The following is a 17,100-nucleotide window of genomic DNA, read 5'->3' as shown; positions in this document are numbered from 1 at the left end:
TCCTTAAGCTTGTTCTACGTTGCTAGTTTGAGCTGCCGCATTTACGACTTTAGCTTCAAACTCGCCACGGAAATGTTTGAGTGCGCCCATTAACGGTTCCATCGCACCTGGAGCATGCGCACAGAAAGTTTTACCAATCCAAAGCTTACGAGTAAGTTCTTGTAAGTGATCGATATCTTCTTTCTTACCTGTGCCATCTTCCAAGGCTTTAAGCGCTTTAACCGCCCAAGGTAAGCCATCACGGCATGGTGTACACCAACCGCAAGATTCACGCGCAAAGAATTCTTCTAAGTTACGTGTCGCAGAAACCATACACTGAGTTTCATCAACCACCATGAGCAAACACGTACCTAAACGTGAACCTGCTTTCATGATGCTTTCAGCATCCATAGGAAGGTCAATGTGTTCAGCAGCAAGGAAGTCTGTAGAAGCACCACCCGGTAACCATGCTTTGAGTTTTAAACCATCACGCATACCACCGGCATGATCTTCAATCACTTCACGCGCAGTTGTACCAAATGGAAGTTCCCAAAGACCTGGGAAAGTTACCTTACCTGATGCACCGTAGATTTTAGTACCTGGATCTTTCGACTTACCTTCAGATAAACCGATATACCATTCAGGACCACGAAGCATAATTGCTGGTAAGTTGTTGTAAGTCTCTACGTTGTTAACAATCGTAGGACGACCCCAAGCACCTGCAACTTGTGGGAATGGCGGTTTAGTACGAGGGTTCGCACGGCGACCTTCAAGCGAGTTAATCAATGCAGTTTCTTCACCACAGATATAACGACCCGCACCGGTATGCACGTGTAACTCAAAGTTCCAACCAGTACCTAGGATGTTTTCGCCTAAGTAACCTTTGGCACGAATTTGGTCCAATGCTTCATTTAAGTATTGAGCCGCTTCGATATATTCACCACGGATGAAGATATAACCTTGTGTTGCTTCTAATGTATAAGCAGCAATCAACATACCTTCAATCAACTGATGAGGAAGTTTTTCCATCAACAGACGGTCTTTAAAGGTACCTGGTTCCATTTCATCGGCATTACAGATGAGGTAACGAGGACCTGAGTTATCATTTGGTGCCATAAGCGACCATTTGATCCCTGCTGGGAAGCCCGCACCACCACGACCTTTTACAGTCGCAGCTTTGATCACTTCAAGCACTTCTTTCGGTTGCATGCCAACAGCTTTCTTAAAGCCAGCATAACCTTCAAGTGCTTCGTAATCATCTGCACTGCGTACGTGTTCCTGTTTGCTCAAACGCCAAGTTAATGGGTGAGTTTCTGGGTTACCGTCGCCATAAATTGGTTTTGGTTCAGTATTCATACATACTTCTCCAATAACTGTTTAATTGAAGTCACTTCAACTAGACCGTGAGTGTCTTCGTCAATCATTAACGTCGGACCTTTGTCACAGTTACCTAGGCAGCAAATTGGCAATAAAGTAAAGCGACCATCTGCAGTCGTTTGACCAAATGAAATGCCTAATTCACGCTGGAATGCTTCAGCAAGTGTTTCCGCGCCCATCAAGAAGCAAGCAATCGAGTCACATAATAAAATTACGTGGCGACCAACTGGTTGACGGTAAATACGGTTATAGAAAGTAGCAACACCTTCTAGGTCTGCAAGGCTCATGCTAAGCAATTGAGCAATAGCATTCATCTGTGCATCATCTACCCAGCCATTACGGCGTTGTACACACTTCAACGCATCAAGACATGCTGCGCGTGGGTACGGATAGTGACCAATGTGATGTTCGATATCGTGGATTTCTTCCGCAGTTAAAATCCCTTCAACGTTCACACGTGGTTTTTTGTCAGTCAAAATCATCATAATGCGATTACCCCTTAGCGATCCACGTCAGCCATTACGACGTCAATTGTCGCTAAATAAATGATTAAGTCAGACATTAAGCTGCCGTTAATCACAGAAGGCATTTGCTGTAAGTGCGTGAAGGTTGGTGTACGGATACGTGTACGGTAACTCATCGTTGACTTGTCTGAAGTCAAGTAGTAGTTCGACGCACCTTTTACCACTTCCGCCATTACAGAGCTTTCGCCTGCTGGCATTACAGGACCCCATGACACGCTCAAGAAGTGCGTAATCAATGTTTCGATGTCTTGTAAAGTTTTATCTTTTGGTGGTGGAACAGCCAATGGATGGTCTGCTTTGTATGCACCAGAAGGCATGTTGTCTAAACATTGTTTGATGATTTTCAGTGATTCTTCAATTTCACGGAAGTGAACAAGAACACGTGCATAAGCATCGCCTTCGTACTCTAAAGGCACATCGAAGTCGTAGTTTTCGTAGCCGCTATAAGGACGGTATTTACGAACGTCGAAATCAATACCTGTAGCACGTAGACCTGTACCTGTTACACCCCAAGCCAATGCTGATTTTGCATCATACTGAGCAACATTACGGGTACGACCGATAAACACTGAGTTTTTCAGTGCCGCAGTGTAGTACTCGTTCATACGCTTCGGCATCCAATCTAGGATTTCGCGAATGAGGTGCTGCCAGTTGTTTGGCAAGTCGTGCGCTGTACCACCGATACGGAACCATGCTGGGTGCATACGGTAACCCGTGATCGCTTCGATCGCGTCATAGATTTTTTGACGGTCAGCGAACATATAGAATACTGGGGTCATACCGCCGGCATCCTGAATCGCAGTACCAATGAACAATAAGTGGTTATTGATACGGAACAATTCAGACATCATGACACGGATACATTGTGCACGATCAGGAACGGTAATCCCTGCCATTTGCTCTACGCCAAGAACGTAAGGCATGTTTTGCGCACAACCACCTAAGTAGTCAACACGGTCTGTATATGGAATGAATGAGTGCCATGTTTGACGCTCAGCCATTTTTTCCACTCCACGGTGGTGATAGCCGATGTCAGGAACACAGTCTTTCACTTCTTCACCGTCCAACTGCAAGATTACACGGAAGGCACCGTGCGCAGATGGATGGTTAGGACCCAAGTTTAGGAACATGAAGTCTTCATCATCGTTCCCACGCTTCATACCCCAATCTTCAGGTACGAAACGAAGATGTTCTTGTTCGTAATCCTGTTTCGCTTGGTTTTGGCGATAAGGCGTGTATTCAGTCGCACGTGCAGAATATTCTTTACGTAACGGGTGACCTTCCCAATATGTTGGCAACAAGATACGACGGAGCATTGGATGCCCTTCGAAGTTGATACCAAACATGTCGTAAGCTTCACGCTCGTACCAGTTGGCATTCGGCCAAATATTGGTTGCCGTTGGAATGTTTACATCATTCTCAGCTAATGCAACCTTGATACGAATATCACTGTTACGCTCTAACGATAACAAGTGATAGAACACAGTGAAGTCAGATGCAGGCAGACCATCGCGGTGTGTACGTAAACGCTCATCAACCGCAGACAAGTCAAACAGCATCACGTATGGACGTGACACCGTACGCAAGAACATTAAAACTTCTTGTACACGTGCGCGCTCAACCCAGACTGTTGGAAAGTCTTCAAAAGTCGTTTGCACGTAGAAGTTCTCACCAAATTTGGTTTTGAGCTCTTCTACAATTGCAAATGCAGGGCGGGAATCAACTGGAGTTGATTCTGGCATAGCAATGTCAGTTTCAGCCATTGGCTTGGCTTCCTATTTAATACAAATTCAGTCAATCAAAACGACAATTACACCCAGTCCGGGTGTATCAATATTTCGTCGCAGTGATTATTTAATTTCATCCATTGAGCGTAAGTTTTTCACTGCAATACGCTGTGCGTTCTTACGGTCACGTTCTGGCATCATCTTTGGCTTATACACTGGCTTAAGATCATCACCAATCACGGCCGATAAAGGACGGCGCTCAAGTTGAATCTGGTCTTGCAATAACATCAATGCCTGAATTAAAGCTTCAGGACGTGGTGGGCAACCCGGGATATACACATCGACAGGGATGATTTTATCCACACCTTGTACAACTGAATAAATGTCGTACATACCACCAGAGTTTGCACATGCGCCCATTGAGATTACCCATTTAGGCTCAAGCATTTGCTCGTACAAACGTTGAATTACAGGCGCCATTTTCATGAAGCATGTACCTGCAACAATCATCAAGTCAGCCTGACGTGGTGAAGCACGAATAACCTCGGCACCGAAACGTGACAAGTCATGCACGCCTGTTAAAGTCGTTGCATACTCTACGTAGCAGCAAGATGTACCAAAGTTAAACGGCCAAACTGAGTTTTTACGACCCCAGTTTACTGCTGTATGTGCAACATCCTCTAAACGAGTCATGAACACATTTTTATTCACTTCTTCTTCAAGCGGATCGGTAACGATTTGACGCTCTTGAAGTGGATATTGATCAGCATCCGGATTCGCACGGGTTAATGTATATTTCATCCCGTCTTACTCCTTGTCAGATGATGCAGTCGGTGACTTAGATTTCACACGACCAGATGATTGCGCTGGAATTTGACCTGTAGGGTCCATAACCAACTCTTCAATAGAGTTAAAGCGTGTGATTTCTGCGATGTCCATATTTGGTGAACCAATTTTCAACGCTTTACCTGCAGCTTTACGCTTATCAGAAGGCGCCCAATCTAATGCACCTACTTTTACCGCGTAAATTAAAGCAATCAATAAATCGACCACAAAAATAACCACGGTAGTAAAACCAAACCAGCCTGCTTCACGAACAGAAGTAGACCATGCATATAGATAAAGTGCTTCGATATCAAACACGACGAAGAAAATTGCAACTAAATAGAATTTCGCAGACAAGCGAATACGTGCACCACCAGCACCTACTACACCTGACTCAAACTGCTCTTGCTTAGCACGACCCCATGATTTACCCCCAAGGAGTAAAGGGACGGTCAGCATAAAGACGCAAAGGAATGTAACGCCGATCACGAAGGCAATAATTGCCCAATCGTATGGAGTAATGGCACTCATGCGGGGATAACTCCTGGCAGGCCTATTTATTAACAAAGAATGTATGTATTGGCCTTCAAATACACCAAACACAAAATTAATCCCGCCAATTGTACCTGATTGAGGAGGCTTCTTGCTAGCTTATCGGTATTCGTCTTTAGGATGATTTTTTAATCATTTCAGCATTTAAATTGGGTTTACTCCCTTAAAATTAGGATTAATCGCTTAATTAGATTAGATTGCATTTTTTTATTAATTATTACATTTATGTGATTTTATCAGAAAATTATGACTGTTCAGTTTCATCAACAAACCCTTCATTTCTCAGCATACACGTTCAAATTGGCGTATTTTTATCAACTGTGTCATTTATTAAATAAATACTCCCCCACCTCAACCTTGTTGTTTCTTTATTCACTTCTTTTGCTTTTGATCTTTTCTTCAAATGAAAAGCCAGCTGTATTGGTTCTATGTAAAAAGACATTTTTTTAGCTTCTTGTGGCTTTTTTGCAATTCTTTGACACGACCTATAAAGAGTGTGATATTTGTAGTTAAAACACAAAAAGCAATCACAACGGAGAGACAATAATGACTTTAGAATTTACGCATAAACCTGATTATTTTCTATCTGCGCAATTGGTGATTCACCATATTAAAAACTACTTAGATAAGCACCCTGATGCTCAAAATGCCATTTTTGATTTACGTGATATCTATGAGTTATTACGTCAAGATTTAGCTTCTGCAACCACCAACCTTAGCGGGATTATGAATATTGTAGATGAATATAAAATTGAGACTCTAAACGGCGACCAAAAACTCATTAGCAATTATTCTATCGATGCTAAAAACAACTCTTTACTCATCGATTTCAATGCAGATGCCCTTGCTGCTCTGAAAAATGGCAAACCCATTATTGAACCTGATGCAACGATTACCGAATAAATAAAAACCTGATGTAAAAAAGCCATTCAAATTGAATGGCTTTTTATATGTACCACTCGCTAAATACAGCTGAGTTAGATTTCTTAGGCTGTTTAGCTTTCATTGGCACTAAGCTCTTTACCATCTAGCTTCGGCTTATTTTTCTTAAAACGTGTCGCAGGCCATGTAATGGTAAAACGCGCCCCACCCAATGTTGGACTTCCATCAATACCAACAGTTCCACCAAACCAGTAAGCAATACGGCTAACAATCGATAAACCTAAACCATAGCCCCCTGAAGCACGGGTACGACTATCATCTAAACGTGCAAAGGCATCAAAAATACGCTTACGATCTTCTTCTGGAATGCCGGGACCATCATCTTCAACACAGATATAAGCCATACCTTCATCATTCACACCACCACTGATCAGCACTTTATCATCACAATAACGCACTGCATTGCCCACTAAGTTTTGTACAACGCGATGTAAATAGCGACGCTCGGTTTCCACAATCACCCCAATCGGTGGTGCTTGCAATTCCAAAGTTTTCCCAGTCTTTAAGGCTTCGGTTTCAATCAAGACCTGATCTAAAACTTCAAACAAGCTGACATCTTCAAACTCTAAAGATGGCATGCCCTGTTCGAGCTTGGCATAAGTCATGATCTCATCAATCAAGGTATTGAGAGCTTCGATATCTTTGTCGATTTGTTCAACTTGCTGCTGACGGTAGTCGTAGTCGTCTTCATCCGCCATCATTTCTACACCAAAGCGAATCCGCGCCACAGGTGTTCGCAGTTCATGCGATACCGCGCGCATCAACTCACGCTGTGCTTCAATTAAACGTTCAATATGATCTGACATTGAGTTATAGCTCGATGCCAAGGTACCAAATTCATCGGTACTTTCGACAGGCAGACGTACAGATAAGTCCCCGCCCTTCATTTTATTTAACGCATAATTTACAGCACGTAACTTACGTTGCATCGGCACCAATAGACCATAAACACCCAAGCTCAAGACAAATAAGCTTAGTAGCGTAATACCGGCTGCCAACTGGAAAGGCATCCAATTAAATAATGGTACCGGCCCCATGACCAAGACTTCTGAAGTTGAACTTGGAATTGGCGATACAATCGAAATGGTCGTGCCGCGCTCCGTCGCACTGTCACGATACAAAATAATGCTGTGATCTAAGCGTAATCGGCCGATTTGCTCAGAATCTAAAGGTAAACTCTGAACATTTTGAATTGAAATTGGATATGAAAAATGATGCTGAATTTTTTCAAGATATTGTTTTTCTTGACCTGGGTAATAAACCAAATAATCCAGTATAAAGACAGGCAACGCCTTCATTTGGCGTTCTGAAATATTATCGGCTTTGATATACAGCAGATGCGCAGGGTCATCTTTTAAGCCAATAATAATATAGGCTGCCGTCGTTTGTGCATCCCAACGCACTACAGCTTTACGCTCTTCTATACGTTTTGTTTCCGCTCGGGTTAAATCAACCTGATTAGCTTTTACATAATAAATAGGCAACTCAAGTAGATCAGATGCATCTGACACCCAATCTGACTTTTGTTGTTCATTTGGCTGACGTGCAATACCTTCACTTATAATGAAAGCCAAACCGTCAGTAAGCGATTCACGATATTCTTGCGCGCGCTGGTAGTTTATGATTTGCACCAGCAAATAGCCAAATGTAGCGACTAAAAAGACTAAAATCAGTAGCCCCGCATAAACGCGCAAAAATATACTGTGTTTAAACACGTAAAAGTGTCCTACTTTGCCAAACTAAGGGACGGTATTTTACATTAAATGCCGTTGGTTTCTTTTACGAATAAATAACCTTTACTACGTACGGTCTTAATGCGTTTCGGGTTTTCTGGATCATCACCAATTTTTGGACGAATTCGCGAGATACGCACGTCAATTGAACGGTCTTGACCATCGTATTCAATACCACGCAGACGCTCAAAAATATCTTCACGAGAAAGAATGCGACCCGCATTAGATGCCAACAACCATAAAAGGTCATATTCTGCACTGGTAAAGTCAACCAACTCATTATTGAGTGTGACAGAACGACCACCATTATCAATTACAAGATCATCAAATTCGATGCGCTGTGCAACTTCATCTTCTGGTGCTTTGTCTGTACGACGTAATAATGCACGAATACGCGCAAGTAAAACGCGAGGTTGAACAGGTTTTGCAACATAATCATCTGCACCCATTTCTAGACCCAACACTTGGTCCATGTCTTCGGTACGTGCAGTCAACATTAAAATTGGTTGATGGTAGTGTGGACGAACTTCACGACAAATGGTTAAACCATCGGCACCCGGAAGCATCACGTCGAGTAATACCATATCTGGTTGTTCAGCGATAATACGGCGAATCGCACGATTACCGTCTGGTTCTACCCCAACTTCAAGTCCGTTACGGATTAAGTATTCTTGAGTTAAACGAGCAAGACGCTCATCGTCTTCAACAATTAAAATTTTAGGTAACTTTTCTTCTTGGCTCATTGATTGCCCCTTATTTGATTGGGCGTATCCTATTTGAAATCCGATAGATACGCTTAAACATAGTTTGCAATATACACACGTTTACATTGTAAACAAGATGGCATTCACCAAACTGATACATCAATATCGTATTTTGTAATAAATTTTAACCTGCTACATTTTTGCAGCCGTATTTACCAATCATTTCCATGCCCTATTGCTCACAATACCAACAATTATAAATTTGGATACATTTTCATCGAATAAAAACTGACTGATTAATTCACAACTTTTTAGGCTTTCTGAAGTTATCCACAATGTTATCTATAAGCACTCTTTTTCGAGTTTGCTATGCTATGCCCTTGTCGGATAAGGCATATATAACAAAGATAAAAAATAGGGATTTTTTGAGATGGATTTCTGCCAGAAATATTCAAAGCATTTAGTAAAATGTCAATATTGATATACCCTGAATTTTCCCGTATCTTGTGTTCAATAAATTTTTAAACCACTAGGTCTTGTGTTTAAACCTCAAACACTGTGGCATAAAAATTGCCCAGTTCAAACGGTCCTAACATAAAAATAGATGACAAATGGAGCTATGCTAGCATGAGCGTAACGAATTCAACCCCTGGTCAAATTCAGGTGATTAAACGCACCGGTGACGTTGCACCTTTTGATGCAGAAAAAATCTCTGTGGCGATTGGTAAAGCGTTCTTGGCCGTTGAAGGCCAGCAAAGCGCTGACTCCAGCCGTATTCATGACCGTATCTCTCAACTAACTGAGATGGTATTGAATACCTTTAACCGTCGTTTACCTTCTGGCGGTACCATTCATATTGAAGAAATTCAGGATCAGGTTGAACTTGCGCTTATGCGTACAGGTGAGCAAAAAGTTGCTCGCTCTTACGTGATTTACCGCGAACAACGTGCCGAAGCTCGTAAACAAACTGGTGCTCACCACCACCCTACTTTACAAGTGACAGGTTCAAACGGTCAGCTTAAACCGCTTGATCTTGGCGCACTTGAGGCAAATATTGTTAAAGCAGCTGAAGGTTTAGAAGGCATCGATGTTCGAGCGATTATCGATGAGACTGTAAAAAACCTTTATAACGGCGTAAAAGAGTCAGACATCTCAACAACTATGATGATGGCTACTCGTACACGTATCGAACAAGAACCAAACTATACATATGTGACTGCGCGTTTATTGCGTAACGACCTTGTTGCTACAGGGTTAGAGTTCTTAGGTTTAGATAGTGACACGAATGAAGGCGACGCTTTAGAAACTTTCTTGAAGAAAGGTATCGAGCTTGATCTTCTTTCTCCAGAACTACTTAACTTTGACCTTGCAAAATTGGCTGCTGCGATTCAACCAGAACGCTCAAACCAATTTACTTATTTAGGTCTACAAACTTTATTTGACCGTTACTTCATCCACTCAGATGGCGTACGTTTCGAATTACCACAATTATTCTTCATGCGTGTTTCAATGGGTCTTTCATTGAACGAAGAAAATCGTGAAGAACGTGCAATCGAATTCTATAACTTATTGTCTAGCTTCGATTACATGGCGTCTACTCCTACGCTATTTAACTCTGGTACTTTACGTCCACAGTTATCTAGCTGTTACTTAACAACGATTTCAGATGACCTTTACAACATTTATGGCGCAATGCGTGATAACGCAATGTTGTCTAAATGGGCGGGTGGTTTAGGTAATGACTGGACGCCAGTTCGTGCGCTTAACTCGTACATCAAAGGTACGAATGGTAAGTCACAAGGTGTTGTACCGTTCCTTAAAGTTGCCAACGATACTGCTGTTGCAGTCAACCAAGGTGGTAAACGTAAAGGTGCAGTATGTGCATACCTTGAAACTTGGCACTTGGACATCGAAGAATTCCTAGAACTTCGTAAGAACACAGGTGATGACCGTCGTCGTACACACGACATGAACACAGCGAACTGGGTTCCTGACTTGTTTATGCAACGTGTATTCGAAGATGCTGAATGGACTCTGTTCACACCATCTGAAACACCTGATTTGCATGACCTAACAGGTGCAGAATTTGCTGAACGCTATGCTTACTATGAAGGCATTGCGAAAGAAACCAACATGCTACATAAGAAAGTCCGTGCGAAAGACTTATGGCGCAAAATGTTGTCTATGTTGTTTGAAACTGGTCACCCTTGGATCACATTCAAAGACGTATGTAACTTACGTTCACCACAACAACACGTTGGTGTAGTTCACTCTTCTAACTTGTGTACAGAAATTACGCTGAACACTAACGAAGATGAAATCGCAGTATGTAACTTAGGTTCAATCAACCTTGTACAACACGTGCAAGGTGGTGTGTTAGATCGTGAAAAGCTTGCTCGTACAGTTAAAACTGCTGTTCGAATGCTCGATAACGTGATTGACATCAACTACTACGCTGTTCCACAAGCTCGTAACTCGAACTTGAAACACCGTCCAGTGGGTATGGGTATCATGGGCTTCCAAGATGCTTTATACGAAATGAAATTGGCTTATGGTTCTGATGCTGCGGTTGAGTTCGCTGACGAATCTATGGAAGTGATTTCTTACTACGCAATCCAAACGTCTAGCGACTTGGCACTTGAACGTGGTACTTACGAGACATTTAAAGGTTCACTTTGGGATCAAGGTATCTTGCCAATTGACTCTTTAGATATCGTACAAAAAGCACGTCCTGACCGTATGTTCGAAGTTGACCGTACAACACGTTTGGACTGGGATACTTTACGTACTAAAGTTCAAAAAGACGGTATGCGTAACTCAAACGTGATGGCGATTGCACCGACTGCAACCATTTCGAACATTTGTGGCGTGTCTCAATCAATCGAACCAACTTTCCAAAACTTGTATGTGAAATCTAACCTTTCTGGTGAATTCACAGTGATCAACCCGTACCTAGTACGTGCGTTAAAAGATCGCGGTCTTTGGGATTCTGTAATGGTGAACGACCTGAAACACTTCGAAGGTTCGGTTCAAAAAATCGCACGTATTCCTGAAGAGCTTAAAGCAATCTTCGCGACTGCGTTCGAAGTTGAACCACGTTGGATTGTTGATGCTGCATCACGTCGTCAAAAATGGATCGACCAAGCTCAGTCTCTTAACCTTTACATCTCTGGTGCAAACGGTAAGAAACTCGACATGACGTATAAAATGGCATGGTTACGTGGTCTAAAAACCACTTACTACCTACGTGCATTGGGTGCGACGTCTGCTGAGAAATCAACCATTAACACTGGTGCATTGAACGCGGTTAAGCCTGCTACTGTTGCAGCACCTGTAACTGCTGTTGCGAAAGAAGAACCTAAAGCTGAAGTTGCTGCTGAAGAAGAAGGTTTTGGTCAAGCAGCTCCAGTGCCAATGGCATGTTCAATTGACAACCCTGATTGTGAGGCTTGTCAGTAAGTTAACCCATTTAGGAATCAACCGAGATTTTCTCATTATTGCGGTATTAGCAATGGTTGATTCTTATGAGTGGTTAGCATAAGAACTCACTTTATTGCTAATTCGTTATGATTGATTCCCTTAGAGGAAAAGAACATGTCGAAAAAGCTCAAAGAATTTAAAAAGAAAGTTCGCATTGTACGTAAAGAAATTCAAACCTTTTGCTTCACATGCTTACTTCCTTGCTCAGTAGCAATATTTGTTTCCATAAACCAAACGAATGAGCAAAATATTGAAGACATTAAGCCAACTACCCAGGTAGTTGCTTAATAATAAATCCTCCCTAAGTCCCCCTTTTGCAAAGGAGGACTTCCGTGAAGCATTTAAATTCACGTGAAGCCCCTCCTTTATTAAAGGAGGGGTTTGGGGAGGATTCAAAGAAGATAAATAAAAAAGGAAACCACCATGCCACATATGACGCATAACTATCAGTTAGGGCTTATTGCTTTGGTGGTTTCCTTTATTTTGACTTTTTATGTCCCGATCGCCTATTTCTGGTTTAAGGCATATAAATCGCGTAATCAAAATAAGTAGTGGGGATATTTGCTCTACCGAACACTTTTAGAGCAGTGATCGACAAAACTTAATTTTGCTTACACAAATTGAGCGTATAGTAGGACATCTCAGCGACGCTGGATGTCTATAAAAGATATAAAGCAACGAAGAGAGAACTGTTATGTCTATCCTAAGTTGGGACGATTTCGAAGATGATGAACCGAAACAAGCTGCACAAGCTCACCAGCCTGCGCCCGTCGAACCGCAAAAAACGACTGATTCGCAAGTGGTATCTAATGCACAGCACTCATCGCCGAATTTGGCAGCTGCACAACCCGCTCGAACCAGTACAAATCGACCAACAGATCCAACCGATCCGTTGGCAAGAGCATCTAACGCTCTAGAAAATCTAGACGTTGCACCAGGCTTAGAAGAGCTAGAAATGGGTGCTCAGCGTGTTCAAGTTGATGATAAAGCGATGATCAACTGCCGCGCTGACTTAAACCAACTTGTACCATTCAAATACGAATGGGCTTGGCAAAAATATCTAGACGGTTGTGCAAACCACTGGATGCCGCAAGAAGTGAACATGAACCATGACATCGCACTTTGGAAGTCTGAAAATGGCTTAACCGAAGATGAGCGTACTATTGTTATGCGTTCTTTAGGTTTCTTCTCGACTGCGGATTCATTGGTTGCAAACAACTTGGTTCTTGCAATCTACCGTCACATTACCAACCCTGAATGCCGTCAGTACATCTTACGTCAATCATTTGAAGAAGCGATTCACACGCACGCTTACCAATACTGTATCGAATCTTTAGGTATGGACGAAGGCGAAGTCTTCAACATGTACCGTGAAATTCCTTCAGTGGCTCGTAAAGCGGCATGGGGTCTAAAATATACACAATCTTTAAGTGATCCTACGTTCAAAACAGGTACACCTGAAAACGACCAAATCTTGCTTCGCAACTTGATCGCGTTCTACTGCGTACTTGAAGGTATCTTCTTCTACTGTGGTTTCAGCCAAATCTTGTCTATGGGTCGTCGTAACAAGATGAATGGTGTTGCTGAGCAATTCCAATACATCTTACGTGATGAATCTATGCACTTGAACTTTGGTATCGACATGATCAACCAAATCAAGATCGAGAACCCTCACCTATGGACTGCTGAGTTCCAAGAAGAAATCATTCAAATGATTCTTGAAGGTACAATGCTTGAAATCGAATATGCACGTGACACTATGCCACGCGGTGTATTGGGTATGAACGCAGGCATGATGGAAGAATACTTGAAGTTCATCTGTAACCGTCGTTTAAGCCAATTGGGCTTACCTGAACAATTTGCAGGTGTGAATAACCCATTCCAGTGGATGTCAGAAATGATGGACTTACGTAAAGAGAAGAACTTTTTTGAAACTCGCGTAACGGATTACCAAACTGGTGGTGCGTTAAGCTGGTAATAAATTTTTCAGCGAAATATCAAAAGCGGAACCAAGTGTTCCGCTTTTTTTATGAAGAATTTCATTCACCCAAGCAAATCTATGCATTTAATTTAATTCATATTCTGCTAATATAAAACGGTATAAAAATACATCAATTAATAAAAATCACATAAAAAAGAGGACAGAATGAAAGGTCAGATATTAGATTATTCAGTACAAACCAATTCAGGCATCATCAGTGGAGATGATCAAAACCGTTATGAGTTTACAGGTGCAGAATGGCGTGGCCAGAACTCACCTAAACGCGGCGATCATGTAGATTTCGATATCAGTCCAGAAGGTCAAGCTGTTCAAGTATTCAATGCTCTTGGCAGCAGTAATCCTATTCAACAAATTTCACAGCAACTCGATAAAATTTCAAACCAAGACTAAGCTGAATCAAAATTCAACATGATTGATTGGTTTGTCAAATGTCTAAAAAATTATGCCAACTTTACTGGACGTGCACGCCGTAAAGAATATTGGTTTTTTGTATTGGTCTATCTTATCGCAATGATTATTACTCTGATTGTCGATTCAGTGCTTAGAACCAAAGGAATATTCACAGGTATTTTCATCTTAGCAATGGTTATTCCGTCCCTTTCTGTTGCAGTACGTCGTTTACATGATATTAATAAATCTGGTTGGTATTGGTTAATACAAATGATTCCGCTCGTTGGACCAATTCTGGTTCTAATTTGGCTTGCAACAGAAACCAAACCTGAAGTAAACCAATGGGGACAACCTGCCAAATAAATAAAAAATCGTGGCTACTATTTATGTAGCCACCCTATCTACAGCACATTAACTCAGGAAAAATATGAAAGGACAAATACTAGATTTTTCGATTCAAACTAATACTGGGGTGATTAGTGCTGAAGATGGAAAACACTATCAATTTGCTGGTCATGAATGGCGCGGTCAAAGACCACCTACACGTGGAGAACAGGTTGATTTTGCTTTGGATGAAAGTGGGCAAGCGATTCAAGTCTATATTGCATTACACCAACAAAGTTTTTCCACGAATACGCGAGCAAACTACAGTGAAGAAGAGGAAAACTATGACTTTTTCGCGTGGTCATTCAAACCACTGAAAAAGTTTGCTGAATTTGAAGGACGTGCTCGACGTAAAGAGTTCTGGTTCTTTTGGCTATTTTGTATATTGGTCACTATACTTGCCTCTATTTGCGATTTCGTTATTGGCAGTGAACCTTGGCTAGAAAATATTACCAATATCGTTTTACTTATTCCTAGCTTAGCTGTTGGCGCACGTCGACTACATGACACGGGACGTTCAGGTTGGTGGCAACTTTTAATGCTCACAATCATTGGGATCATCCCACTGATTATCTGGTGGGCTACAGACACCAAAGCCGAGAACAACCAATGGGGTCAACCCGCTAGAGATCTGCAACAATAAAATAAGGCGCACAATGCGCCTTATCTTTTAACACAAAAATTTAGCCATATTTACGTGCAAAATCTTCATCTGAAGTGCATAGATAAATAATAAATTCAATAAAAGCAACAATGGATGGAATAAAGGTCCAACAGAATAGTAGATACACAATCCCCCATCCAATACGACCCAAATAGAATTTATGGATACCAAATCCACCAAGGAAGAATGCTAAGAGTGCAGCAACAATTCGACTCTTTTGACCGTATTGCGTGCCTAAAGCATTCGGCACAGCGACTAAGTAAATATCGGTTGCGTAACCCATTCCACTTGTCTCAAAATCAACAAATTGTCCACGAGCAGGAACAGTTTGTCCTTTCCAATCGCTTCCAGAAAATTGATAACGATTCTGATCATCTCCGCTGATGATGCCTGTATTATTTTGAACAGAAAAATCGAGTATTTGCCCTTTCATATAATCCTCTATGTTTTATCTTTATTTGATGATTCTTGGACGTTATTTTCATCAGCAATATAACGAATTATTGATGAATATCATATCATTAACTTATCTTGCCAAATAGCATTTTGTAAACATCAACCTCAATGCATATACCACTGCCATCGCAAATATTGCATAACCTGCGGGTGTGATAAACAACGGAATACACAAAACAATCACCACGGTTAAAGGATATAAAAGTTTTCTAAAACCACTTTGATGATGCAATTCATGGAGTAAATATAAACTTGTCGTATAAATCACAAGGCTGATCGCCACAAAGTAGCTTTCTTTTTCAGAACTAATCAGTGCCTCATGCGAAACCACATCGACTGCCGCAGCTAAACTAGCACCAATCGCTGCAATACTAATAAAGACAAAGAAATGCCCATAGCCCCATGTAAATGCCATTTTGCGGCTATTTAAACGCTCTGCAATACTGGTATCAAAATAAGACCACCACATGGTGAACATCATCATCAGGCCGCCCACCATCAGAAAAATCAGTTCAGTACTAAAACGCTGATTTGTTAATGCATCGGTTATGGCAATCGAGCATCCGACAATAGATTCGCCTAAAACGATAATGGTAAGCAGTGAATATCGCTCTGCAATATGATGCGCATGCCAAGGTGTACGGCTTGCAGCTTCTGCAAAAACTGGGATAGACAGTTCAGCAATTGCGAGCAAAATGAAAAGATAAACGGTGAAATGCAGCGGTGAAAAATGAAAGAACAGCCACCCCACTTGCACCAGTATGATGCCAAAAGCATAGCGTAATGCTGTTTTCCGACGGGACAGATCATGCTTTGCAACGCGAAACCACTGCTGTAACTAAGCCCAGACGCATAATGGCATAACCAATCACAATTACGTCAAAATCCTGCTTTTGAAATGCGCTTGGAATACCTGCAGCAATGACCAAAGAACCAATAATCTGTACAAAAGTTAAGATTCGATAGAGCGCATCATCATTATCATACGCCGAAGCAAACCAACTAAAGTTCATCCACGCCCACCACAAAGCAAAAAACACCATGCCATACAGCGTTAAACCCTGAGCCAAATGATTTTCAACAATGGCATGATGCAGTTGCTGCCCTGCTGTTGCGATCGCGACAACAAAGATCAAGTCAAAAAGCAATTCTAAAGAGGTCGCAACACGATGATGCTCATGTGGATCACGTGGGTGCAATGGTTTGAGCCACTGACTAGGGAATAAAAATGATTTGGACATAGCATTCAGCTTTATTATTTTCTGTCTGAATTTTTTCAAAAGCTTGAAATAGTTACAAGGTCGATTACATATATCAGATGAGAAACAGTTTTCTAGAAAAAGGATAATGGCTTTAAAAAC

General features: G+C 41.6%; 13 protein-coding genes and 2 pseudogenes. 6 read left to right on the top strand and 9 right to left on the bottom strand.

Annotated features, from left to right (window positions below; genetic code table 11):
* Positions 1-3 precede the first annotated feature (3 nt).
* The 5 genes from nuoF to ndhC form a co-directional block, all read right to left on the bottom strand.
* The gene (gene nuoF / locus MST16_RS03705) at positions 4-1,335 is read right to left on the bottom strand and encodes an NADH-quinone oxidoreductase subunit NuoF (protein ID WP_168378564.1); all 1,332 of its coding nucleotides are present in this window, start codon (positions 1,333-1,335) and stop codon (positions 4-6) included.
* Positions 1,332-1,841, bottom strand: coding sequence for an NADH-quinone oxidoreductase subunit NuoE (nuoE, locus tag MST16_RS03700; protein WP_078191103.1), 510 nt, complete (start codon positions 1,839-1,841; stop codon positions 1,332-1,334). Before nuoE ends, nuoF begins: the two co-directional genes overlap by 4 nt.
* Positions 1,842-1,855: 14 nt before the next feature.
* Positions 1,856-3,643 (bottom strand): NADH-quinone oxidoreductase subunit C/D, encoded by a 1,788-nt coding sequence (gene nuoC, locus MST16_RS03695; protein WP_078191104.1) that lies wholly within the window; start codon positions 3,641-3,643, stop codon positions 1,856-1,858.
* Between the two features lie 87 nt (positions 3,644-3,730).
* Entirely contained in the window at positions 3,731-4,408 is a 678-nt protein-coding gene (locus MST16_RS03690; RefSeq protein ID WP_078191105.1) for an NADH-quinone oxidoreductase subunit B family protein, read from the bottom strand.
* Positions 4,409-4,414: 6 nt separating this feature from the next.
* Entirely contained in the window at positions 4,415-4,963 is a 549-nt protein-coding gene (ndhC, locus tag MST16_RS03685) for an NADH-quinone oxidoreductase subunit A (RefSeq protein WP_078191106.1), read from the bottom strand.
* A 567-nt stretch (positions 4,964-5,530) separates the two neighbouring features.
* Here ndhC and MST16_RS03680 point away from each other — a divergent pair.
* Positions 5,531-5,887, top strand: coding sequence for a hypothetical protein (locus MST16_RS03680; protein ID WP_180009319.1), 357 nt, complete (start codon positions 5,531-5,533; stop codon positions 5,885-5,887).
* A gap of 92 nt (positions 5,888-5,979) precedes the next feature.
* Here MST16_RS03680 and bfmS read toward each other — a convergent pair whose 3' ends face one another.
* Together bfmS and bfmR are read right to left on the bottom strand one after the other, a co-directional pair.
* Positions 5,980-7,641: a sensor histidine kinase BfmS gene (bfmS, locus tag MST16_RS03675; protein ID WP_180009863.1), complete on the bottom strand. Its 1,662-nt coding sequence runs from the start codon at positions 7,639-7,641 to the stop codon at positions 5,980-5,982.
* 44 nt (positions 7,642-7,685) lie between these two features.
* Positions 7,686-8,402 (bottom strand): response regulator transcription factor BfmR, encoded by a 717-nt coding sequence (gene bfmR / locus MST16_RS03670; protein WP_067764711.1) that lies wholly within the window; start codon positions 8,400-8,402, stop codon positions 7,686-7,688.
* 588 nt (positions 8,403-8,990) lie between these two features.
* Here bfmR and MST16_RS03665 point away from each other — a divergent pair.
* From MST16_RS03665 to MST16_RS03645, 5 genes and pseudogenes are all read left to right on the top strand, one after another.
* Positions 8,991-11,822 carry a ribonucleoside-diphosphate reductase subunit alpha gene (locus MST16_RS03665; protein WP_180009864.1) on the top strand — a complete coding sequence of 944 codons (2,832 nt, stop codon included), beginning with the start codon at positions 8,991-8,993 and terminating at the stop codon, positions 11,820-11,822.
* A 135-nt stretch (positions 11,823-11,957) separates the two neighbouring features.
* The gene (locus MST16_RS03660) at positions 11,958-12,131 is read left to right on the top strand and encodes a hypothetical protein (protein WP_180009865.1); all 174 of its coding nucleotides are present in this window, start codon (positions 11,958-11,960) and stop codon (positions 12,129-12,131) included.
* 406 nt (positions 12,132-12,537) lie between these two features.
* The gene (locus tag MST16_RS03655) at positions 12,538-13,821 is read left to right on the top strand and encodes a ribonucleotide-diphosphate reductase subunit beta (protein WP_078191110.1); all 1,284 of its coding nucleotides are present in this window, start codon (positions 12,538-12,540) and stop codon (positions 13,819-13,821) included.
* Positions 13,822-13,989: 168 nt separating this feature from the next.
* Positions 13,990-14,598: pseudogene (locus tag MST16_RS03650) on the top strand (DUF805 domain-containing protein).
* A 64-nt stretch (positions 14,599-14,662) separates the two neighbouring features.
* Positions 14,663-15,262 carry a DUF805 domain-containing protein gene (locus MST16_RS03645; protein WP_168378560.1) on the top strand — a complete coding sequence of 200 codons (600 nt, stop codon included), beginning with the start codon at positions 14,663-14,665 and terminating at the stop codon, positions 15,260-15,262.
* A gap of 40 nt (positions 15,263-15,302) precedes the next feature.
* Here the strand turns inward: MST16_RS03645 and MST16_RS03640 are convergent, their stop codons facing one another.
* On the bottom strand, positions 15,303-15,716 hold the full coding sequence (locus MST16_RS03640) for a TM2 domain-containing protein (protein ID WP_228144741.1): 414 nt from the start codon (positions 15,714-15,716) through the stop codon (positions 15,303-15,305).
* A 93-nt stretch (positions 15,717-15,809) separates the two neighbouring features.
* A pseudogene (locus tag MST16_RS03635) lies at positions 15,810-16,980 on the bottom strand (low temperature requirement protein A).
* Positions 16,981-17,100: the final 120 nt, after the last annotated feature.

Origin of the sequence: Acinetobacter sp. YH16040_T (assembly GCF_024605785.1) — a bacterium.
Taxonomy (GTDB): Bacteria; Pseudomonadota; Gammaproteobacteria; order Pseudomonadales; family Moraxellaceae; genus Acinetobacter; species Acinetobacter amyesii.
The sequence above is the reverse complement of the archived record's forward strand: the minus strand, read 5'-3'. Positions and strand labels throughout refer to the sequence as shown.